General features: G+C 66.8%; 13 protein-coding genes. 6 read left to right on the top strand and 7 right to left on the bottom strand.

What is annotated here, in order from left to right; all coding sequences use genetic code 11:
* Positions 1-93: 93 nt before the first annotated feature.
* Positions 94-1,608 (top strand): HNH endonuclease signature motif containing protein, encoded by a 1,515-nt coding sequence (locus ACYVF5_RS16215; RefSeq protein ID WP_460948298.1) that lies wholly within the window; start codon positions 94-96, stop codon positions 1,606-1,608.
* Between the two features lie 211 nt (positions 1,609-1,819).
* On the opposite strand, the gene ACYVF5_RS16210 is transcribed toward ACYVF5_RS16215, so the two are convergent.
* The 5 genes from ACYVF5_RS16210 to ACYVF5_RS16190 all read right to left on the bottom strand — a co-directional run bounded on the left by ACYVF5_RS16210 (position 1,820) and on the right by ACYVF5_RS16190 (position 15,742).
* The gene (locus ACYVF5_RS16210; protein ID WP_460948296.1) at positions 1,820-4,414 is read right to left on the bottom strand and encodes a LuxR C-terminal-related transcriptional regulator; all 2,595 of its coding nucleotides are present in this window, start codon (positions 4,412-4,414) and stop codon (positions 1,820-1,822) included.
* An 82-nt stretch (positions 4,415-4,496) separates the two neighbouring features.
* Positions 4,497-7,073, bottom strand: coding sequence for a helix-turn-helix transcriptional regulator (locus ACYVF5_RS16205; protein WP_460948294.1), 2,577 nt, complete (start codon positions 7,071-7,073; stop codon positions 4,497-4,499).
* Between the two features lie 127 nt (positions 7,074-7,200).
* Positions 7,201-7,401 (bottom strand): hypothetical protein, encoded by a 201-nt coding sequence (locus ACYVF5_RS16200; RefSeq protein WP_460948292.1) that lies wholly within the window; start codon positions 7,399-7,401, stop codon positions 7,201-7,203.
* Between the two features lie 228 nt (positions 7,402-7,629).
* Positions 7,630-14,883 (bottom strand): DUF5979 domain-containing protein, encoded by a 7,254-nt coding sequence (locus ACYVF5_RS16195; protein WP_460948290.1) that lies wholly within the window; start codon positions 14,881-14,883, stop codon positions 7,630-7,632.
* 202 nt (positions 14,884-15,085) lie between these two features.
* Positions 15,086-15,742, bottom strand: a complete 657-nt coding sequence (locus tag ACYVF5_RS16190) for a TrmH family RNA methyltransferase (RefSeq protein ID WP_460948288.1) — start codon at positions 15,740-15,742, stop codon at positions 15,086-15,088.
* A gap of 162 nt (positions 15,743-15,904) precedes the next feature.
* Between ACYVF5_RS16190 and ACYVF5_RS16185 the strand changes: the two genes are divergently transcribed.
* From ACYVF5_RS16185 to ACYVF5_RS16165, 5 genes are all read left to right on the top strand, one after another.
* A complete protein-coding gene (locus ACYVF5_RS16185) occupies positions 15,905-16,855 on the top strand; it encodes a metal ABC transporter substrate-binding protein (protein WP_460948286.1) in 951 nt (316 codons plus the stop codon).
* Complete coding sequence (locus ACYVF5_RS16180) at positions 16,852-17,610, top strand: metal ABC transporter ATP-binding protein (protein ID WP_460948284.1); 759 nt, start codon at positions 16,852-16,854, stop codon at positions 17,608-17,610. The genes ACYVF5_RS16185 and ACYVF5_RS16180 overlap by 4 nt, the downstream gene beginning before the upstream one ends.
* On the top strand, positions 17,610-18,500 hold the full coding sequence (locus ACYVF5_RS16175) for a metal ABC transporter permease (protein WP_460948412.1): 891 nt from the start codon (positions 17,610-17,612) through the stop codon (positions 18,498-18,500). Before ACYVF5_RS16180 ends, ACYVF5_RS16175 begins: the two co-directional genes overlap by 1 nt.
* A gap of 127 nt (positions 18,501-18,627) precedes the next feature.
* On the top strand, positions 18,628-19,314 hold the full coding sequence (locus ACYVF5_RS16170; protein WP_460948281.1) for a metal-dependent transcriptional regulator: 687 nt from the start codon (positions 18,628-18,630) through the stop codon (positions 19,312-19,314).
* A gap of 41 nt (positions 19,315-19,355) precedes the next feature.
* Positions 19,356-20,156 carry an HAD-IIA family hydrolase gene (locus ACYVF5_RS16165; RefSeq protein ID WP_460948279.1) on the top strand — a complete coding sequence of 267 codons (801 nt, stop codon included), beginning with the start codon at positions 19,356-19,358 and terminating at the stop codon, positions 20,154-20,156.
* A gap of 62 nt (positions 20,157-20,218) precedes the next feature.
* On the opposite strand, the gene ACYVF5_RS16160 is transcribed toward ACYVF5_RS16165, so the two are convergent.
* Complete coding sequence (locus ACYVF5_RS16160) at positions 20,219-22,705, bottom strand: hypothetical protein (protein ID WP_460948277.1); 2,487 nt, start codon at positions 22,703-22,705, stop codon at positions 20,219-20,221.
* Entirely contained in the window at positions 22,702-23,253 is a 552-nt protein-coding gene (gene pyrE / locus ACYVF5_RS16155; protein ID WP_460948275.1) for an orotate phosphoribosyltransferase, read from the bottom strand. Before pyrE ends, ACYVF5_RS16160 begins: the two co-directional genes overlap by 4 nt.
* Between the last annotated feature and the right edge of the window lie 117 nt (positions 23,254-23,370).

The raw sequence follows: 23,370 nt of genomic DNA, 5'->3' as shown, positions 1-23,370 counted from the left end.
GGCTCGGATGGTGTCTTTGGTGGAGCCTCGGTGATTCCAGGGTCCGCGGACGACGTTGAGTGGATGTCGGTGGTCACTGATTGACTGTCGGGTATGACGACGAACGAGCGAGACGACGCAGGGTCTCCTGCCGTAGCGCGGCGCGCGGATGCGCTTGCACTCGCGCTCACCGGTCGGGATCGAGCAGACGCCGAGCTCGCCGAGCGGGTCGGCGCTGTCGTCGAGGTCGAGGCCGAGATCGCCCGTCTGCACGCAAGACGTGCGATCCTCATCGACCAGACTCGGCACGCGTCCGAGAAATACGCAGAGTCCACTGTGCTGGGCTACACGGAGCGAAGCAACGGAAGACGGGCCGCATTGGCCCGTCTCGCACTCGTGACGGAGCTCGCGGCCGCACTACACGTGTCTGAACCCGCAGCCGAGAGCCTCGTGGCAGAGAGCGAACTGCTCTGCGGGCCCCTGCCCGGCACCCTCCGCGCACTGAATGAGGGCACGATCTCATACCGGCACGCACAAGTCATCGCAGACCAGGCATCCAGCTTGAGAGAACAAGCCCGGCCCGACGAGACATCCGACCAGACCTGGGACCGTCTCGAACGAGACTCCGCCGTGCTCGACGCGTTCGAAGAAGCCGTCCTTCCCGACGCGAGCACGTCGACCGCCGCCCGGTTGCGGCAGAAAGCACGCCGGATCCGGGAACGAGTCCACCCCGAGTCCATCGAAGTGCGCCGCGCCCACGCCGCAACCGACCGCTCAGTGACCTTCGAGCCGGCACACGACGGGATGGGCTGGCTCCATCTCTATGGGGAAGCCCCTGTTCTGTCGGCGGCCTATTCCCGGATCAACGACGCGGCGACCGGATTGCAGGGCCCGGACGAGCCACGCACTCTGACCCAACTCCGCGCAGACGTGCTCTGCGATGCACTCATCGGGGAAGCACATACAGAGGCCAGAACCACCGGCACTGGGGACACTGGGGCCAACGGTGCTGCGGAACACGCGCGCCACCCCGACCGATCACCAGAAGCGAAAAAAGACCCGGCGACGAACACAGATCCGGCGGGCAGGAGCCCGGGTTCGGATTCGTCCCCCAGAACCCGCGACGATCGGGCCGGCGGTTCACGGTTCGCAGGCATCCGGCCCACCGTGCACGTCACCGTCCCCGTGCTGAGCCTTCTCGGCCTCAGCGACGAACCGGCCCAGCTCGACGGCTACGGGCCCATCGATCCAGATACCGCACGTGAACTGTGCGCGGAAGCGCCCAGCTTCACGAGAATCCTCGCTCACCCCGAGACCGGGGCTGTGCTCTCCGTAGGCCGAGACTCCTACACCGTCCCGGCAGACCTGCGACGAGCGTTGCGGGTTCGCGACGGAACCTGCCGCTTTCCCGGATGCGGACGAGCAGCGGCCCGGTCCGATCTCGACCACACCCTGGACTGGCAATACGGCGGAACAACCGAGCTGACGAACCTCGCACACCTCTGCCCGAAACATCACATGCTGAAACACTCCACCACCTGGCGAGTCTCTCAGCGACCGGGAGGTATCCTCGAGTGGATTTCACCAGCCGGACGGCACCACACCACCCACCCCGAAAACACCATCTGAAACACCGACACCAGACCCCCTCGCCGGCACCGGACAGATCACCGGCTGACCCATGGGAGGTCTCGACACAATCGCTCGTTCCTCGCAGACTGCTCGACCACCGAGGGTCTCGACAGGCTCGACCACCGATGGCGGGCGCGATCACGAGGGTCTCGACAAGCTCGACCACCGCAGTTTGCTCGACACCGACGGAGGGAGCTCCGGGCAGGACTCAGTCGACAGGAGGAACGAGCTGCCGGGCGATCGCCGCGGTGATGGCCTCCTCTCGGGTGGTCGCTCCCAGTTTTCGGTAGATGCTGCGCAGCTGGCTCTTGACCGTGTTCGCCGAGACGAAGAGCTCCTCGGCCATCCGCGTCGCCGAAGCCGTGCGCATCAAAGCCTCGAGCACAACACGCTCACGATCCGTGAGCGACACCTGCGGACGATCGACGAGTACGGGACGAACGCTCGCTCGGCGAACCAGATCATCCTCACCCGCTCTCAATCCCATCTCGCGAATCTCAGCAAGATCTCTCTGCGTCACCAGCATCAGAGGCATCACAAGCTCATGCTCCCTCAGCAGTGCGCACATGCTCGCGAAAGCGGGCTCCGCCTGTTTCTCTGCGCCCGTCCGGAGGACGGCGGCGACCTTGATCACCGCTGCCTCCGCCCTCGTCCGTGCCGAAGCACCGTCGAGAAGATCGTCGTGCAACATCCGCAGAGCATCCCTGGGCAGTCCCATGATGAGCGCCACCCGCGCACGCCCGACGACGGTCTGAGCAGCACGAAGCGAGGCATCGTGTCTCAAGATGGACTCAGCGGCACCGGGATCTCCCATCGCAGCACGGAGCAACGCGCGCATCGAATTGAGTTCTCTGCGAGCAACGCCGTTCTCACCGATTCGGCTTCGCGACTCGGCATACGAATCGAGACGGGCGAGAGCATGGGCCGGTTCTCCACGAAGCAGATCGACGAGGGCCTCGAGGCGTGCGATGAGCGGCCAATGCTCACTCGTCTCCCGCTCAGCGCCAAAGCTCTGCACGTGAGCCACGGCGCGATCCAGGTCTGCCTGCTCGATCGCGAGGATCGTCTCTGCGGCGTGATAGAACGTGCCATAGTAACCGGCCACGAAGTCGGGCGGCCAGTCACCGGCGCGCACGCTTTCGACATAACGGCGAGCCTCGGGGATGTCACCCTGCATCGCGTGGATTCCGGCGAGCAATGACAGACAGTGAAATGGAGGATCGAGCTGCCTCGAATCGGCCTCTGCCAGGCCGATGACGAGGGCCTCGATCGCGTGGTCGATCTGCCCGCCGTAATACAGGCTGATGCCGATCTGAGCGTAGAGGTGCGGGAGCTGAAGAGCGAGAACCTCCCTCTCGTCCGGCTCCAGCCCGTTCAGCAGCCTGAACGCGTCTTCGGCGGGCGACACCGCTTTGTCGAGACGCCCCGTCACTCTGAGAGCCGCGCTCTCGCCCGCGCTGAGGAGGATCCGCTGAACGGGGGTGACGTCGACCTTCCCGGCACGGAACGCCGAGACAGCCATTGAGAACAGCTGGAGGGCCCTCGCTCGCCGGATCCCCCTCGCGTTGAAACAGAGCGCCAGCATCATCAGGAGCAGGGGGTGGGGCTTGAGCTGGGTAATCGGGACGGCGACCAAGATGTCGCGCACCTCGGACCCGTGTTCTCTCAGCAGTATGAACCACCACCGCTCGACCACCTCGTCAGCGAGACCGAGATCGCCGATCTCGGCGGCAAGAGACAAGGCTCGAACAGGATGCCCGTTCCGGTTGTTCCAGCGGGCAAGCAGCGCTGTTCTCACAGGCACCTCGGCAGGAAGGCGCCGCTCAAGCTCGCGGCGCAGAAGCCGCCGCGCAAGCGGAACGAACGTGAAGATCCTCCCACCCCCCGAACCGCTCCACCTGCCGAGGCCGTCGCGCTCCGCCTCGGTCAAGATCCTGGCGATCTCTGCCCGCCCCGTCAGCTCGGTCGCAAGATCGGGAGTGAGCTCTTCTGCGACGCTCGCGCGCAAGAGGGCAGTGAGGTCGTCAGGGTGCAGATAGTTCGATCGCATACTCGCCGATATGTACTCCTCGACGGCACCCACAGCAGCGTCGAGAACCGGGCCGCGGAACTCACCGATGCGCTGGGACCTCACCAGACCGTGCACTGCCGCGGGAAAGCCGGCGGTCCACTCGATCAGCTCGTCTGCCGCGGATCGGTCCAGATCCAGAACTGCCATCACCTCGTCCGAGGTGAACATCAGATCCGCACCCGTGACCGTCACGCGATCGAGCATAAGGTCGAGCCGTTCCTCGTCGAGAACCGTCGAGCGATCCTCAGCGGCGATCACCTGGAGCGAGCGAACGGCGCGCACAAGATCGATTAATCCCTGAAGTGTCTCATGTTCCGCGTGTCCGGCATTGTCCACCACAAGGGTCACCGGCTGCCACACGCCCTCGATGGCGTCTCTCAGCACCCGCCACCGGCCGTCACCGCTCCTGATAGCGGTGAGCGCCGTGTGGACCAGATCCGGGCTGGCCAAGCCGTCCACTCTCAAACGCCGCAGCACGGCGACGATGAACGCCTCAGGGGCCGCGGTCTCCTTATCGACAGAGATCCAGAGAAGCCGGCGCGAGGTCGCCAACGCCCATTGGGCGAGCAGAACCGTTTTGCCCACTCCGACAGGTCCGCGAACGACGACGAGCCCCGCATCGGTGTCGAGACGATGGCGAAGGTGAGGGCGTTCGGCAAGTCCAGACGGAAGACGGGGAACGCCCCTCGCAGAAACTGTGTCTGAGAGGCTGCCGTTCGGCGCTCGATTCACGCGGTCGCCCTCCTCTGCGGTTCTGCACCGCAGGCTCGTGTTGTCATCATCAGCATTGTCGTGTCATCTGTTCACCGGCGATCTACAGAAAACCGAAGGTCTGAGAGGCAGCGAGCGCCTGATCTCGAGACTCGACATCGAGTTTGCGGTAGATACTGCGCAACTGCGATTTAATCGTGTTCGGCGACACATGCAAAGAGCGTGCGATCTCGGGGACGCTTCCCTCTCGGGCGAGCACACGGAGCACCACAAGCTCCCTGTCTGTCAGCGACGGAACGGGTTTCAGCGACCGCAACGGGTGGGGAATCGGCGTATCGCGCAGGATCCCGGATGCGTGCTCGAGCCCGGCGGAGTCGGCGAGGGCGAGGACCGCCTCGAAGTCGCCGACGGGGAGAACGATCAACGGCAACCGCAGATTCCGTTCGTCGAGCAGGGCAGCGAGCAGGCGAATCGCCGAGACAGCGGCGTCCTCTTTGCCCGCACGCAAAAGCGCCGCTGCTTCGAGGACCGTGTGCTCGGCTCGCGACCGGCTCGAGCCGAGCCCGTGCCCTGCTGCGAGGCTCAGATGACGTAGCGCCTGTTCCGTGTCTCCGGTGACCACGGCCACCCGCGCCAGCGCGAGCGCCGACCACACGTCGGCCTTCGAGCCGCTCACCACGGCAACCGCACGCGAAGGATGCCCAAGGGCCAGCTGCAGCAGGGATTCGACGTCTGCCAGGCGCTTCGAGAGAAATCCTGTTGTACCGGCCCGTGACGCATGCGAACGCTTTGCGGATTGAAGCCGTTCGAGTCCCAGCGCCGGTTCTCCGAGCGCAAGATCCGTGAGTCCCCGCACAAGCGCGATCACGGGCCAGTGTTCGATGGTGTGCTGATGCCGATCCAGACGCCGAAGGTGCGTGTCTGCGACATCGGGCCGGCCACGTTCGAGAGCTGCCGTGGCCTCTGCGATCTGATAGAAGCTGCCGAGGTAGGAATCGACCCAGCCGTCCGGCCACTCGCGGGAGCGCGCGTCGTCGATCAACGCGCTCGCCTCGGGCATGTCGCCAGAGAGAGCCTGAATACCCGACATCAGCGAAAGGGCTTGCAGTCCTCTCACCCCGTCGAGGGTGTCGCCGAGCGCAACGCTGTGTCCGAGCCTGTCGAGGGCCAGGTCGATCTCGCCCTGCTGGTAGAACGTCACACCGAGGTGTGCATACAGCGTCGGCAACAGGTCTCTGAGCGCATCGCGTTGGTCGAGACTCAGATCGTCGACGGCCTGAGAGCCCGCTCTGGCGGACTTCAGCGCCTGATCGTGCCGGCCGATGACCCTGAGCGACACCGCCTCCATGGTGCGCAACAGCGCTTTGTCTGCGGTGGACTGTTTTGTCGCCGCGCGCGACGACGCGATCGAGAGGCCGAACATCTCGATGGCCTTCTTATGGTGTGTTCCGGTTGCGTTGAAGCTCAGCCCGAGCACCATCGTCGCGAGCGGCATCCGGCTGAGCCGCGTCAACGGCACCGTCGTGAGAACCGCCCGAGCTGCAGCACCGTGCTCCATCAGCAGCGACCACCATGCCCGTCGTATCACCTCTTCCGTCAGGGCATGATCGCGGATCTCGATCGCCGCCCGCAGAGCGGTGAGCGGGCGGCCATTGGCGAGAGACCATCGAACGACTGTCCTCTTGAGACCGACGACATCGGCCTCGAGACGCCTGTCACGCTCCCTCACCAGCACATCGTGGACGACGGGGGTATACGTGAAGATCTCTCCCGCCGAGACACGCGACCACAGGCCGATGCCGTTCTCTTCGGCGAGTCGCAGCATCCGTTCGCTGTCGCTGTTGCCCGACAGCTCGCGAGCGAGCTCGACGGTGAGGACTTCTGCTGTCGATGTGCGCAGGGCGAACTCCATGAACTCGTCTCCGCCGATCCCCTCGACGGCCGGAAGGATGTTCTCATCGACGACGACGAATGCCCGCTCGACAAGCCTCTCCGCCACAGCAGCGGGTTCCGCGGCCAGCTCGAGCACGATGGCGTGAACGGCGAGGGGATGCCCTCCGGTTGCGTCGATGACCGCGTCGATCTGCGGGGAGTCGGCGCCCGGGAGCATCGTGGCGACCACCTCGTGGGTGAACGTCAGCTCAGAGGGTTCGACAACCGTCACATCGAGGGTGCGAAGCGTCGACGGCGACTCCAGACCGTTACGCAGCCTGGTGCTCGCCACCACCCGCACCATCTCGACATCCGCCACGAGCCGGACCAGGTCGTCGACGATGTCGTCATCGACGAGATGAACGTCGTCGATGACGAGCACCACCTCGGTGGCAAGCTGTGTGAACGACCGGGCGAGCAGCGAGGAGAGGTCGTCGGTCGTGGCGACGGCGTCTGCCGCCGTGTGCATGATCGTGCCAGAAGGCACCTGCCCGGAGTCGGTCATGATGGATGTGACCGCCCGCCAGAAGGCGAGCCTCGATGCGCGTTCCGGTGTGCACCCGATCCACACGGCCATGCCATCCGGGCGGTGCGATCTCGCCCAGTCGGCCAGAAGCAGGGTCTTGCCGGATCCGGCCGGCGCCCGCACGACCGTGAGCGCGGATCCGGTGTCGATGCGCGCCCTGAGAGCCGGCCGATCGACGAAGGATGCGGGCACGCGCGGGGCACCGTACACGGACCTGCTCATCTGACCCCTTCGCGTCCCATCGACGACGCTCTGATGACACGTAGACGAGCGTCCCGGCCGACGCATCGAACCGATGCGTTTGACATCATTCCGCGGCGGACCCCCGAGTTGCACGCAGAGCCTCAGTCTACGACCGCACCGGCACGCGGTGCACCACGTCGGGGTATGTCTCCCGGTCGACCCGACGCCGTCGCTCCGGCCCCTCGCGATGACCCGATCCGCTCCTGTCGAGAAGAGCGCCGATCGCGCGAGCGCCTGCTCCGACCAGACCGAGAAGCAGGGTGATCACGGCGAAGGTGATCGGAATACCGACAATGGACTCGTGCATATCTTGAGAGAGTGTCCCCCGGCCGGATCATGACGGCAGTGGCGCGACTTTCTCGGTGTGCCGCTCGCATACGACAGAACCTCGCGTACGACAGAACAGGGTGGAGCGGAGGCCTCGGGGAAGACCTCCGCTCCATATCGAGATGCGCCTCCGGGGAACGAGGTCATCTCCACCTGCCGGCGGAGCCGGCGCGGCGAAACGGTTTCGGGGTCGTTCCGCCGCGGTTTCTCACTGCTCGATGCGGCGCCTCCTCGAGGCAGCCAGCATCAGCAGCAGACCCATCACGAGCACCGCGAACGCGATGCCGAAAACGGTGAGCATACTCGTCGCACCTGTCATCGCCAGGGTGAGCACACCGACACTCGCGCACGCGGCAGACTCGTTGTCTGCACAGGCGTGCTGGACGTCGACCGGCTTCCACGGGCCGGACGGGTTGGAGACCGTCGCGGTGTTCGCATACGAACCGGCCTCGTGATACCTCACGGTGACGGTGAACGATGCCTGCGCGCCGACGGCGAGTGCGTCGATCGTCCAGGTGAGCGTGCGCCCGTCGACCCGAGCGGACGGGTTCGAAGAGAGGAACGTCGCGCCTTCGGGCAGCCGGTCCGTCACGGTGAGATCGGCCGCGTCGATCTGGCCCGTGTTGCGCACGGTGACCGTGTAGACGACGTCTTCACCCACCGAGACCGTGGGGCGATCGACGGTCTTGTCGATCTGGAGCTGGCCCACATCGAACTGGTTCGTCACCACAACCGTCGCCGGTTCCTCTGCGAGGGCCGGGTCGAGGATCGTGACGATCCCGTTCTCAGGCGTCATCCGGTTCGCCGTCGCCAGTCCGGCATCCGTCTCGACGACCGCGCACTCGGCGCCGACGATGATGCCGTCGATTCGCGCGCGGTATTCGTTGTCTGCGTCGAGCGAGACGAGACCGCCGTTGGCGATCGGAACGGTGAGGGTCTCGCCGTCCTTCACCCAGGTGCAGGTGACCTGCATCTGGAACGGACCAGCTCCGAAGTCCTCGACACCGTCACCGACGCGCTCCTTCACCAGGTCGAGCGAGCCGACCGTGAAGTGGTTGGTGACGAGCGCCGTCACGGCGCCGATCTCCTGACCGTCCTCTGGCCCGGTGATCACAACGGCGGCCGGGTTCTCGGTCTCGTTCGCTCCGCCGGTGAGAACCTCTTCGACCTCGCAGAGTGTTCCGACGGGGAAGACCGCGTCGATGAGCACCGCTTCGTCTGGCACGATCGCGAGCGAGCCGTTCTCGTACAGCACCTGGTTACCGTAGGTGCAGGTGACGGATGCCGTGAACGGCCCGTCGCCATAACCTTCGGCCCCATCCCCGACGACTGTCTTGAGAACGGAGAGGGTTCCGGCCTCGTAGTGGTTGGTCGCCGTCACGGCAGCCGTGTCGGGGCCGACCGTCACAACGGCGGATGCGTCTGCGCCGTCGACGACAGCTGTTCCGGTGAACGCCACTGAATCGGCGCCGTCCGTCTCGGTCTCGGTGACCTCGCACTCCGAGCCGACGGGGATGGTGCCGTCGGTGACGGTGTGCGTCTGTCCGCTCGAGAGGGTGAACGCCGCGTCGCCCGGTGTGAGCGCGACAGGGTCGCCGAGACCCGTGACGCAGCTGAGGGTGAAGTCGAAGGGTCCGAACTCGCCGACGGTCGCCCGGGTGTCTATCGCCTTGGTGACGCTCAGGCCGCCGAAGTCGTAGACGTTGGTGATCGTGACGCTCTGCTCGGCCGCAACGGGACCAACGGCATCCCGGGTCAGGATCGACACGGTTGCCGGGGATCCTGTGCGGCTTGTCTCGCCGAACTCGCCCGGCTCACCCTGCTCGGTGACCGTGCAGTCTGCCGAGAGGGGTATCCCGTTGATGCGGGCGGTGTGATCGTTCGCCTCGGTGAGCCGGAGAACGGCCTCGTCACCGAGAGCGACGGGGGCGCCGGCGACGGTGCACACCACGTCGACGAGGAACTCGGCGGGTGCGTATCCGGTCGCATCTCCGGCGATCGCCTTCGTCACCTGCAGGGGTCCGCCGAGCAGCGTCACACCGGCTTTCACCGGCGCGCGCTGCAGGGTCTTGCCCGTGGTGAGCGTTGCGACGGCGCCGAACTGGTTCCAGGCGAACTCGTCGGTCACGGGAACGTCGACAGGCGCACGGTCCGCGTCTTCAGCTGTCGCGGGCAGGTTGACCGTGTGATAGAGCAGCTTCACACCCTCACCCGGCTTCATCACGCCGTTCGGCGTTCCGGTGAAGTCGAACGTCGCACGCAGGCCTGTGACGTCTGCCCAGTCGCCGCCGTACTCGTCGCTGTTGACCCAGGTCGAGTCGGAGCACTCGGGGTTGTCCGGCCACATCGTGGTGTCGCCGTCGAAGCAGACACCGGCATCCGTGGTGACCTGCCAGACCACGGCTGTCCCTTCCGGCGCTCCGCTGATCTGAAGGCCGAAGGCGCCGTCGAGGACGGGACGGTAGGTCGAGCCGCGGGCGCTGCCCGTTGCAAGCATCTTGTCGTCCGCCGTCGGCAGGGGCTCGACGAGAGTGAGGTGTGTGTAGTCCTCCGTGCCGCTGTTGACGGCCTTCAGCTTCCACTCGTCACTCGCACCGACAACGGAGTAGGCGGCGCACGGTGCACGGTAGTACCCCTCGTCGTCCTGCACGCAGCTGCCGTCAGGGTTCACGGTGTTCACCGCCCCGTCGACGAGATCGCCGTCGACCTCACCCTTCACGCCCTTGTAGGTCGCGAGCGATGCCCCGGGGATCGGCTGAACGAAGTTGCTCGTGCCGCACTCGGTCGCCGCGAGGCCGGCCAGAACACCCTGGCCGTTCCCCGACTCGTTGGTGCACGCCGAGAGCTGCTGCTGCACGGTCACGACGAACTGGTTGGTCGTGTGCTCGCCGATGCGCAGGCCCGGCTCGAGAACCAGTCCGAGAGTGATCGTGAACGTCTCGCCAGGAGCCATCCGCTGCCCTCCAGCTGGCCACGTGAATGCGATGGTGCGGTCAGCGGCGTTATATGCCGCCTCGGCACCCGTCGACAGCGTTCCGCCGTCCGAGGTCTGATACGTCGGATCTTCGCCGTCCCAGGTCAGCTGGGCGGGAAGCTGGTCGACGAGGGAGTCGACAGTGAGATAACCGCTCCCGCTGTTCGTGAACTCGAGGGTCCACGGAACAACCTGGCCGGCCTCGACCGTGTGGACGTTGTTGTATGGCGCTTTCGCGACGTCGATCCGGTAGGTTCCCGTGGCGAGCTGGATGTCGTCTGCCGCGTCTGCTGTCGCCGAGCCGTACAGCTCGGGGTCTTCGGTGCGCGACGAGATCGTGGTGATCTCGTTGTCGACGGAGCCGGGGAACACGATCGGGTCATCCGTGCCGCGCAGCGTGTCGCGCAGGCCGACGGTCATCGCCGCGCTCGCCAGCCAGCCGGCCGGTGGTGCCGTGTGCGAGAACACTCCGCCGTCTGCGCGCGTGAAGACGAAGCGGATGCCCGTCACCGTGTCGAGGCCGACCTCCGGAAGCGCCGCTGCCGCACCCGTTGCACCCTCCTGCCAGGTGTCAGACCCCTCGGTCTGCACGTCGACGCGCACCTGGTCGGCGCCGGCCGGAAGAGCCACCTCGCCGAGCGCCGTGAGCGCGAAGCTGTTCCAGAAGTCCTGGTCGGTGTCTTCGATCACCACCTGGTTGGTGGCGACTGTCGCGTCGCCGTCTGTGGCCTTGAGCACAACGCCGACGGGCGTCGTGCGGTCCTTCTCGAGAAGAGAGCTCGGTGTGATCGTCTTCTCAGCGGTCACGTCGAGGCGTCCGCCGACGAGTTCGAAACCGTCGAAGGCGACGTCGTAGGGCTCGTCCTCGTCGGCCAGCACCGGGTCGTATCCTTGCGCGAAGGTGTAGTTGTCGACGGTGAACGGTTCGACGACGGTGTCCGGCTCACTGCGCTCGGTGACGCGAAGCTGGGTCGAGAGCGTCATCCGGAGCTGCTTGCCAGACGAGATGGTTCCGCCTGTCGTCTCTGGCGACGCGCCCTGGTAGAGCACGCTCACCCCGACGACATCGGCCAGTGCCGCTGCCTGCAACGCCTGCGCCGTTGTGACGCTGAGCACCTCGGTGCTCAGCGTTCCGTCTGCGGCGAGCCTCCACAGGGTCACCTGCGAGGCATCCGCGCTGACGTCGGCGCCGCCGAGGTCGAAAGCGATGTGCGTGAGGTTGAGACGCTCGAACGGATTGCTGCCCGCGTTGTACGCCACGCCGGCGAAGGGATCGGCGGCCCATGCGTTCGCAGCGCTCTTGCACTCGTCCACCGCCTCGTCCGTGCAGGTCATCGGGTCGGTCACCCGGATGTACGAGGCACGCGACGACGACTCGTTCTCTGCGGTGATGGTGAAGTTCACGGTCGGATAGTCGGCAGGCGCCACGTCACCGTCGAACGGCACGGGGATCACCGTCTTGTCCGCATCTTTGGTGACGGAGACGGCCGGCGGCTGGTCGACGAGCATGATGTTGTCGCGTGCTCCGCGTGGCCCGACGGGGGTGCCGTTCAGGATGCCGGAGACGCCGACGGTGTTCCACACCGTGGCCAGGTTCTCATCGTTGTATCCGTGTGTGGCCGATGCCCACTGGCCCTCCGCCCCCGGCACACGCACGAGGTTGCGCAGCTTCCAGGTGAGGTCGAAGATGCGTGGGGTGTCTGTGGCGCTCGTCGCAACGCCGGAGTCCACCGGCGGCGCCAGGGGATCGGTGCTGTTCGCGCGGGCGTCGTTGTTCGGCACGACGGTGATGCGCACGCCGGTCGCCGCCGCGGACTGCTCTGCGCTCGGCTTGTATCCGGTGAAGCCGTCCGCATTCATCCAGCTTCCGCCCGGCGGCGTGATCTCCTGCCATGCGCCGTCGATGAAGAGCTCGACCGTCGAGACGGTGTCCCATCGGAGCAGAGGGTCCTGCGCGAAGGTGACGCGGGGGATGTCGATCAGGTCGAACGCCTGGAACACCGTGTCTTCCGGAGTGTTCTCGCCGCCGTTGGGGTCTGCGATGGTGACGGAGGAGTATCCGGTCGATGCGACTCCCCAGCGCAGGCGGGTGCTCGCTGTCTCGCCCGACTGTGAGCTGACGAGATCTTTGTTCCACGCCTTGCCCGCGAGAAGACTGCCGCGATCGTCGGTGTACGAGATGATCTTCGCCTCGGCGGTGTCGTCGACGACATCGCTCTCGACGACGGCTCCGCCCTCGACGAGGCCCTCGGCCTGAGCGGATCCGAGGTTCTCGTATGTGGTGGAGTTGTTCTCACCAGCACCGTTCGGCACCGAGGTCGGCGCACCACCGTCACGCAGCGTGGACCTGGCCTCGAAAACGGCGTTCGGACTCACCATGGTGCCCGCCGCGAACCCGTTGGGGTCGGTGAAGGTGTAGCGGATGCCCGTGATGTCGGTCACGTCGATTCCGAGCCCCGCGTCGGTGACGAGCGTCGAGACGTCGCCCGAGAAGACTGTCGGGCCGTCCGGAGAGCTGATGACCGTCAGCTCGTGCCAGGTGTCGCCGCCGTCGGTGGAGACGTCGATGGTCATCGTGCTGCCGGCGAGAACCTGGGTCGGAGCGATCGCCGTCAGGTTGAAAGCGTTCCAGAAGTCGTTGTCTTCGCCGTCTCGCCAGACGTCTTCGACGACTATCGAGCTCGGAGCGACGTAGGCGGAGTCCGTCCCCGTGGTCGTCGGCAGCTGGACGACGACTGTTCCGCCCGCCATAACGGGGCCGGCCGGGGAGATGGTCTTCTCGATGCTGATGTCGATGCTCGGGTGGAACACCTTGAGCGGAGCCGAGGCGTCTGCTGTGGCCTCTCCTGCCGAGTTGACACCCGTGACGACGACGGTGTTGTCCGCATCGACCGGGCTGTTGCCGGCGTCAGGCACGTAACCGACGCCGGCGTCGATGGAGAAGGCAATGGATGTTGTGTGGCCCGCAGGGATCTCGCCGGTGAAGGTCACGGCGAATCCGGTGAGGTGCTCGCCGGACGGCGCAGCGGCGGGAACCGGGGTCTCACCGTTCGCCAGGGTGGCCTCGACCGAGGAGTCATCGCTGTAGAACCAGGTGACCGAAGCGCCGGTTGCGCCGTCGGGGTAGCCGATCGGTGCGGTGAACCCGCCGAAGGCCAGGTTCTCGGTGAAGTAGTCGGTGTCGCTGAGCGTCAACGACTCGAGCGGACCGTTCGAGCCGTTTTTGCCCGTGATGGTCGCCTGTGTCTGCGAGCCCGCGGGAATGCGGGCGGGCGTGATGGTCTTGCCCGCCGAGACCTTCACGTCGAGCGCGCCGATCGTGTAGGGGGCGGATGCCGTCTTCGACACGGGATCGGCTCCGGGCGCCGTGACGGTGCCCGTCACCTCGTTCGTCACGCTGGCGCCCGAGAGAAGGGACGCCTCTGTGTTGCGCTCCTGCTCGCGCTGCGCCACGGTCACCTGCACAGCACCGGCTGTGCCGCCCGGCACGATGCTCGCCGTGTCGCCCACGGCGGAGAAGGTGATGCGCAGGCCGCCGACGAGCGGGGCCGAAACGCCATCGGGGAGGGCTATCGAGGCGATGTCGGTGGCGGTCCCGGTGATCCAGGTCCATGACCCGGCGTTGTAGACGTATGCGTCGACGGTCACGCGATCTGCGCCCTCAGGCGCCGTCACGGCACCGAAGCCCGTGAAGTCGACGATGCGGAAGGGGTTCGAGGCGTGAAGGTCCGCTGCGCCGTCGTCTGCGGTGGTCGGATCCTGCAGGCTGAGAGACTGGGCCGCGACATTGGACGTGTTCCGCACGTCGAGCGAGATCGTCGACGGGGCGCCGGGGAGGAACTGCTGACTCTCGGGGGACCAGCTCTTGCCGACGGCGACGTCGATCGCCGTGGGGATCGACACCGTCACGGTCGCCGTGTCGGTCTTCGGCGAGGCGTTCTCGGCCGTCACCTCTGCCGTGTTCGTCACGGGCGTGCCGTTGCTCGGCCAGCTCGGCGCGAGGTCCTGCGGCGCCTTCAGCGTGAGTGTGACCTGGTAGGTGTCGCCCGCGCGGATGCCCGTTCCACCCGCGTCGAGCGGGGCGAGGAAGCTCGCGGCGATCGCGCAGTCCTCTGTCACAACGGTGTCGCAGCCGCGCAGCTCGAGTGCGGCCGGCTGCGACGGGGGGTTCACCGAGCTGCCGATGATCGCGAACCCGGCCAGCTCGGCCGGGATCACGTCGACGAGCTCGGCGTCAATGCAGTCCGCATCGTCGCATCCGACGGTGATCGTGTAGGTGAACTCGTCGCCGGGAACGTAGTTTCCCGCGTCTGCGCCGTCGACGGTCTTGTTGATCGTGAGCGCACCGGTCGCGGCGTATGCCGGAGTCGCCGTGAGCGTTCCGCCGACGAGCACAAGCGCCAGCGTTGCGGCGGCGACACCGATGCGCTGGTACCACGGACGACGGATTGAGGTGCGATGGGCCGGTTTCGAGGCTCGAGAAAGCAAACGTATCCCCCAGGACAACGTAGGCGCGCACGAGTTGCGCCGGTGCTTATTCGGGCGAAGCACCGACGCACGCACTCATGCGTCGTTCGGGTAAGAGTGTCGGCCGCACTCGTTGTTGCGGGTCGAGTGCCGACACGGACTCTCTTAAACTAGCGATCTTTCTTGTGTGCTTCTGCCACGGCTGGTGATTTCACCCTGCATTTCACCCCCGGTTCTCCGGCGGGTCGAAGCGGACGTGCTGCATCACCCAGGCGTGCATCGCCACGGCGGCGGCTGCTGACGCGTTGATCGACCGCGTGGAGCCGAACTGGCTGATCTCGAGGATCACGTCGCACGCACTGATGGCCTCATCCGAGAGCCCGGGCCCCTCCTGTCCGAACAGCATCAGGCAGCGCTCCGGAAGGGCGAACGTCTCGATGAGCACAGAGCCGGGAACGTTGTCGATCCCGATGACGGGCAGCTCCTCGTTCGACGCCCACCTTGTCAGGTCGGCGACATCGTTGTGGTGGATCACATGCTGATAGCGGTCGGTGACCATGGCGCCGCGTTTGTTCCAACGTCTGCGACCCACGATGTGCACAGTGTCTGCGCCGAACGCGTTCGCGCTGCGCACGATCGACCCGATGTTCATGTCGTGCTGCCAGTTCTCGATCCCGACGTGAAACGGATGCCGGTGCTCATCGAGGTCCGCGACGATCGCATCCATCGTCCAATAGCGATACCTGTCGATCACGTTGCGGGTGTCGCCGCGCGCGAGCAGATCGGGGTCGTACCTGTCGTCGTCCGGCCACTCGCCCCGCCAGGGCCCCACCCCGCTCGTCGAGAGCTCGTGTGTGGGATTCTCGTGGGTCTCTGGCACGTCACCAACCCTAATAGCGGCGGATCGGGGCCGGGTGACCTTCGCGTAGGTGACCTTTGCGGACGCACGTGGCCGGCGGAACGCGCACCTACGTCCGCAAAGGTCACCTCGACACGGGAAACGGAGCTTTCGGCCCACCGAAAAACGGTATAAGATTTCGGTATGCCGAAATCGTTCAGGTCAGCGGGCGTCGCCCTGGGGCTCGGCCTGCTCGCGGTCGCGATGGGCGCGTGCGCCCCGCTGCCGCAGCAGTCCGAACCGGCACCAGGATCGCCGGACACCCGATCCACAGACGATCGCCCCCTGGTGCTGACCACGTTCACCGTGCTTCAAGACCTCGCGCAGCAGATCGCCGGTGACCACCTGCGGGTGGAGTCGATCACGAAAACCGGTGCAGAGATCCACGGTTATGAGCCCACGCCGTCTGACCTCACCCGAGCAGAGGGAGCGGACCTGATCCTGGCGAACGGGATGGGGCTCGAGAGCTGGTTCGAGCAGTTCATGCATAACGTCGACGCCCCCACTGTCACGCTGACAGACGGCATCGACCCCATCCCCGTCACGGTCGGTGAATATCAGGGGCAGCCGAATCCGCACGCGTGGATGTCGCCGATCGCGGCCGAGACGTATGTCGCGAACACGGTTGCCGCGTTCAGCGAGCTGCTGCCCGCCGAGGCGGCATCGTTCACCGCGAACGCCGACGCCCTCACTGCCCGCCTGCGCGGCCTCTCGGCCGAGCTCGAAGACGCGGTCTCGTCCATCCCGCCCGGCCAGCGTGTTCTCGCGACCTGCGAGGGCGCGTTCAGCTATCTGGCCAGGGACGCCGGGCTCGATGAGGCGTATCTCTGGGCGGTGAACCAAGAGAGCCAGGGAACTCCGCAGCAGGCCGTGAATCTGATCGACACGGTGCGCGAGCGGCACGTTCGGGCCGTCTTCTGCGAGTCCACGGTGAGCGACGCCGTCGCGCAGCAGGTGGTGGCAGACACCGACGCCGTCTTCGGCGGAACCCTCTATGTGGACTCGCTCTCGGACGGCCCGCCCGTCGAGACCTATCTCGATCTGCTCCACCACGACATCCGCACAATCGTCACGGCACTGGGAGGAGACACATGATCCAGCCGTCCAGAAGACCCCAGGGCGACGAGTCGCCCGAGCCCGCCATCGATGTCAGCAACCTCACTGTGCGCTACGGCGACGTGACGGCCCTCGCCGACGTGACCCTCACCGTCGCGGCCGGGCGTGTGACGGGTCTTCTCGGGATGAACGGCTCGGGCAAGTCGACCCTGTTCAAGACCGTGATGGGCCTCGTCAGGGAAGAGGCCGGCCTCGTGCGTGTGCTCGGCAGGCAGGGCGCGGCTGCGCGTGCGGGAAACGCCGTCGCGTACGTTCCCCAGTCGGAATCCGTCGACTGGAACTTTCCGGTGAACGTGAGGGAGGTGGTGATGATGGGACGGTACGGCCGCATGGGATTCACCAGGACTCCTCGTCGCTCAGACCATGCAGCCGTCGACTCCGCCATCGAACGCGTCGGGTTGGGCGACCTCGCCACTCGGCAGATCGGCGCATTGAGCGGCGGGCAGCGCAAACGCGCCTTCGTCGCGCGCGGGATCGCCCAGGATGCCCGCCTGCTGCTGCTCGACGAACCCTTCGCCGGCGTCGACACCGGCAGTCAGGCGACGGTGTCCGCGCTCCTGGGCGAGCTTCGCGACGAGGGCAGGAGCATCCTGATCTCGACACACGATCTGGCCGGTGTCCCCGGCCTCTGTGACGACGTCGTCCTGCTGCAGCACCGTGTTCTCTTTCACGGGCCGCCCGAGGAGGCACTCACGCCGGAGCGGCTCGCACTGACGTTCGGAGCGTCCGCATGATCGACGTCGTGTCATGGTTCACAGAACCCCTGCAGTACGGCTTTATGCTCCGAGCGATTCTCAGCACGGTGATCGCCGCGGTCAGCTGCGGCCTGCTGTCGTGCTGGCTGGTGCAGATCGGCTGGTCGCTGATGGGCGATGCGGTCTCTCACGCGGTGCTTCCCGGTGTTGTGCTCGCCTACCTCATCGGATGGCCTTTCGCCGTCGGGGCGTTCGTGTTCGGGGTGGGAGCCGTCGCCCTGATCGGCGGCATCCAGTCGACCACGCGGATCAGGGCGGACGCCGCGATCGGCGTCGTCTTCACGAGCCTCTTCGCACTCGGGATCGTGCTCGTCTCTGTGACCCCGAGCCAGATCGACCTCTCGCACATTCTCTTCGGCAACGTGCTCGGCGTGAGCCCGGGCGACCTGGCGCAGGTCGCCGCGATCGGGTTCATCGTGTGTGCGGTGCTGCTCGTCAAGCGGCGCGATTTCACGCTGTTCGCCTTCGACCCGATGCACGCGCACGCCATCGGGCTGAACACCCGCGCACTGCGAACGGTGCTGCTCGGCATGCTCGCGCTGACCGTCGTCGTGACCCTGCAGTCCGTCGGGATCGTGCTCGTGGTCGCCATGCTCATCATCCCGGGGGCGACCGCCTACCTGGTGGCGGCGAGCATGGGCCGGATGCTTGTGGTCGCCACCGCCGCGACGACGGCAGCGGCTCTCGTCGGCACCTACGTGAGCTTCTACGCGGACTGGTCGACGGGCGGATCCGTTGTGCTCGCTCAGGCGACCCTGTTCGCGCTCGCCTATCTGTTCGGGCCGGCGGGCGGCGTCATCCCCCGCCGGATGCGCGCACGCCGCGCGGGCCAGGCCCCCGCTGTCGCCGGTTCTTCTCGGGCCGTGTAGGCAGACGATGCTCGTTGCGCGTGTGTTCGGCGGTGCGCGGGTGGGAGGCGGGCGCACAGCCCGAAGGCCCTCGCAAGCCGAAGGCGCCTCGGGCACGAACCGACAGCGGCGATAGGCTGACAACGCCATGAAACAGAGCGCACACGCCGTCGAGGACTACCTCAAGACCATCTACGCGCACACCGAGTGGCAGGATGAGCCGATCCTGCCCTCCGCCCTCGCCGCGCGCCTCGGGCTCGCACCGTCGACAGTGACCGAGATGGTCAAGAAACTCGCGGCGTCCGGTCTTGTGACACACGTGCCCTATGGGGCGGTGACCCTCACCGACGAAGGACGCGCACGCGCGGTGGCAGTGGTGCGGCGGCATCGGCTCGTCGAGACCTGGCTCGTGCGCGACATGGGTTACGGCTGGGATGCCGTGCACGATGAGGCAGAGATCCTCGAACACGCGATCAGCGACCGGCTTCTCGATGCGATCAGCGCCAAGCTCGGCCACCCCGACCGTGACCCCCACGGCGACCCCATTCCTGCCGCCGACGGCACCGTCAGGCGGGAACCGGCTGTGCTGCTCGAGCGGACAGCACCCGGACACCACGGAACAGTGCTGCGCATCAGCGATCGCGACCCCGCTCTGCTGCGCACGCTCGAGGCATCCGGAGTCACCGTCGGCGCACCGATCACGGTCTGGTCGGCTCGCCCCCTCGTTGTGTCACCGGGCAAACCGTCTGGAGCGGATGCCGTCGCCCCTGTCGAGGCGGGCGCCGAGATCACGCTCCCGGCCGACGCCGCCTCTGCCATCTGGCTGAGCGAGTGACGGCGCTCAGGTCGCGGCCGATGGGCGAATAGACTGTCACCATGTCGAAGCGCGAAGAAGTCGAGTGTTGGCTGACCGATATGGACGGTGTGCTCGTTCACGAGAACCGTGCTCTTCCCGGCGCCGCAGAGCTCCTGCAGCAGTGGCGCGATCAGGATCGCCCGTTCCTCGTTCTCACGAACAACTCCATCTTCACACCGCGTGACCTGAGCGCGCGGCTGCGGGCTTCGGGCCTCGATGTTCCCGAGGAGTACATCTGGACCTCTGCGCTCGCCACGGCCGACTTCCTCAAGAATCAGACACCGGGCGGAACCGCATTCGTCGTCGGAGAGGCCGGGCTCACCACCGCACTCCACGAGGCCGGGTTCATCATGACGGAGTCCAGCCCCGACTACGTTGTCGTCGGCGAGACCCGCAATTACTCCTTCGAGGCCATCACAAAGGCGATCAGGCTCATCCGAAGCGGGGCGCGTTTCATCGTCACCAATCCGGATGCCACCGGCCCGAGCGCAGAAGGCCCGATGCCGGCGACAGGCGCCATCGCCGCGCTCATCACCAAGGCCACGGATCGGGAGCCCTATGTCGTCGGCAAGCCGAACCCGATGATGTTCCGGTCGGCGCTCAACCGCATAGGTGCACACTCGGAGAACACCGGGATGATCGGCGACCGCATGGACACGGACATCGTCGCCGGCATCGAGGCGGGCCTCCACACGATCCTCGTGCTCACGGGCATCAGCGATCAGGCCGAGGTCGAACGGTACCCGTTCCGCCCTGACGAGATCATCAACGGTGTCTCTGACCTGCTCTCCGATGTTCCGATCGAGTCAGAGGTCGTCTGATTCGATCGTCTCACTCGATCGTCTGACTGCTGTCGTCTGACTCGATCGTCTGCCTGCGGGGCTCACGCCGCGACCGGCACCGCGAGGGAGCCGGTGAGCGGCTCGCCGCTCGACCTCGACACAAAGCAGTAGTAGTTGCGCAGCCCCTCGTTCCACTGCTCTTCGTTCACCGGGTATGTTCCCTGCACCTGGATGTCGGTGTAGGCGCTCGTCGCCTGCAGGTCGATGTGGTCCGGCGAGCTGCACCACAGGTAGATCTGCGCGGCGATCGCGCCTTCTCCGGGGTAGGCGGCAGCGGGGTCTGGGTTGACCGGTGCCGCATAGGTCATCTGCGCGGAGTGCGGCACGGCGCAGTCGACGACGGTGAACCGCTCTGCCCACGGCGTTGTATACGGCTCAAGGCATTCGCCGCCCCGCAGTGCTGTCCACTCGTGCTCCCCGGGGGTGGCCGGACCGGCGGCAGGCTCGACCGCTGTCGGGATCGGCGTCGGAGCGGAGGTCGCCGAGGCCGGGGCGCTCACCGTCGGCGCAGGAGCCGGCGCCGCGAACAGCAGCGGGATCCTCGTCCCCAGGTAGAACAGGCCCACGAGGACCAGCACTGCGATCAGGGCGAGCGCCGCCCAGATCAGCGCTCTCGGGGGGCCGTTCGACCCGCCGGCGCGCCGCACGCCGGCTGCGGGTGACGAGCCGGCAGGCGCCGGATCCATCGGCGCGGGGGTGGCAGGTCCCCCGATGGCCGGAGCGGGTGGCTGCGCAGCGGATGCCGCGTCGCCGGTGACGCCGCGTACAGCATCCGTGTGTGCCGCGCGGCTCTCTGCAGCCCCCGCGCTCATGTCGAGCAGACGCGTCTGCGCGTCTGCTCGTGTCGTCTCTGTTTCTGTTTCTGTGTCTGTTTCTGTCGTTTCTGCGGCTGTCGTTTCTGCGGCTGTCGTTTCTGCGGCTGTCGTCTCTGCGCCTGCTGCGTTGTTCTGCGGCTCGTCGGTGCCCGGCGTCACCGTGTCGATGAGCTGCGTCGACTCCGAGTCTGCCTCGTAATCCGCCGACAGCAGCCACCCGCCGTCGTCGCTCTCTGCCTCGGTGCTCTCGGGTTCGGCCCGGGTGCTCTCGGGTACAGCCTCGGTGCCCTCGGGTTCGGCCCGGGTGCTCTCGGGTACAGCCTCGGTGCCCTCGGGTTCGGCCCGGGTGCTCTCGGGTACAGCCTCGGTGCCCTCGGGTTCGGCCGGGGTGTCGATGGCGGGGGGAACAGCTGACGCGAGAGGGGCTGCCTGCTGGATCGGCTCGGGAACAGACGGAGCAGGCTCGTGGCCCTCTTGCGCCGTAAACGGCGGCTCATCGGCTTCGTGTACCACCGGATCCAGCTCGTCGTTGGGCGTCAGCGACCAGACGAACACATCAGCCGTCTCGTTCGCCGGCGAACCGTCGCTCCGCTCGGGCACGGCTCTCGGTTCCGGTTCTGACGGGGGCTGGGCATCCCGGGCATCCTGTTCGGATTCGGGTTCGGCCTCGGCTTCGCCATCGGGTTCGGACTCGACCCCGGCTTCGGCCTCGGGCTCGACCTCGGGCGTCACGTCGGCCGCTCGCCGTCGAGGCGGGGCCGGGTCGAGCGGGTTGCTGATGATCGGAATCGACGTGACATCGGTCGCCGGCTCGACGAGCGGTTCCACGGGCTCCGGTGCGATGTCGGCCTGCTCTGTTCGAGCACCGCTCTCCGCCGCCACCTCGCGTTCGCCAGAAGGCTCCGGCGCCTCGACGGGCGCTGCCGGAGTGCGCTGCGCACCCGACCGGGCCGACGGCCGGCGGAAGATGCGTTCATCGTTGTGCCCGGCATCCGCCCGCGTCTCTGCGCCGTCGTCATCCGTGCGGTCGTCACCTGTGCCGTCGTCATCTGTGCCAGAAGGCGCCTCGCGGCTCTTGCTCCACCACGGCGCCAGCTCTGGCTGAGGTTCTGGATCCGCGTCTGCTCCGGCCGGAACGGGCGGCGAAGGAGCCGCAACCGGGAGCATCGACGCTGACCCGACGACGGGCATAGACAATGTCTCGTCTGCGGGGAGCGGATCGTGTTCCGTGTGCTCCGGCGACGGTCCGTCATCTGCGGGCTCAGCGGGCGGCGTCTGCGCTCCAGCCGCCTCGGCGGGAAGACCGACGATTCCGGCGAGATCGGCCCTGGGCTCTTCTGGCGGCACCCAGGTCTGCCGCGCTTTCGCGGGGCGGGCGAGAAGACCGCTGTCTTCTGTCGCCGTGGTGTCGGCATCGGCTCCCGAAACCGTTCCGGCATCAGGGGCGGTGTCGCTCTCGTCGTCGCGACGCGGCTCCTGGCGTGCTTCATCCGCACCGAGCTCGTCACCGATCCCATCGCCGGTGTCGTCGCCGTCCGCGACGTCACCGTCCGCGTCGCCACCGTCCGCGACGACCGGAAGCTGCCCGGTGGCATCCGCTTTCAACTGCGACAGCAGCCATTCCGTCCCGAGGTCGAGGCCGTCGGTCTCCTGGCCATACGGATCGGCGTCGTGCGGCTGCTCGCCCTCGCGCGGGTCGCGGTCGTCTGTCACGTGTCCAGCCCCAGGTCCCGCAACCCGATGGCCGCGTAATACGGATACCCGGCCGCCTCGATGACCTCTTTCGCGCCGGTGTCGCGGTCGACGACGACAGCTACAGCGGCGATCTCGGCCCCCACCTTCTTGAGCGCCTCAATCGCCTGCAACGGTGAGCCTCCCGTCGTCGAGGTGTCTTCGAGCACGATCACGCGCTTGCCCTCGAGGTCCGGCCCCTCGACCTGCCTGCCCCTGCCGTGGTCCTTGGGCTCCTTGCGCACAACGAACGCGTCGTATGCCAGGCCTCGCGCGGCACCCTGGTGAAGGATCGCGGATGCCACGGGGTCTGCCCCCATGGTCATCCCGCCGACGGCGACGACACCGTCGACCTCGGCGATCAGGTCGAGCATAACCTGACCGATCAACGGGGCGACGCGGTGATCGAGACTGACTTTGCGCAGGTCGACGTAGTAGCTCGCCTTCTTGCCGCTGGTCAGCGTGAAGTCGCCGTGGAACACCGCCTCGGCAGAGATGAAGTCGATGAGTTGTTTACGCACGTCGGTCACGGCTCCCAAGTCTACTGATCATACGGGCCGCATGCGGCGCTCAGTCGTGTCGGAACGCCGAGGCGATGCCACCGTGACGCGTGAGAACGCCGTCCGGCCATCCTGCCGCTGCGAGCG

It is taken from the genome of Okibacterium endophyticum, from assembly GCF_054780075.1.
The sequence above is the reverse complement of the archived record's forward strand: the minus strand, read 5'-3'. Positions and strand labels throughout refer to the sequence as shown.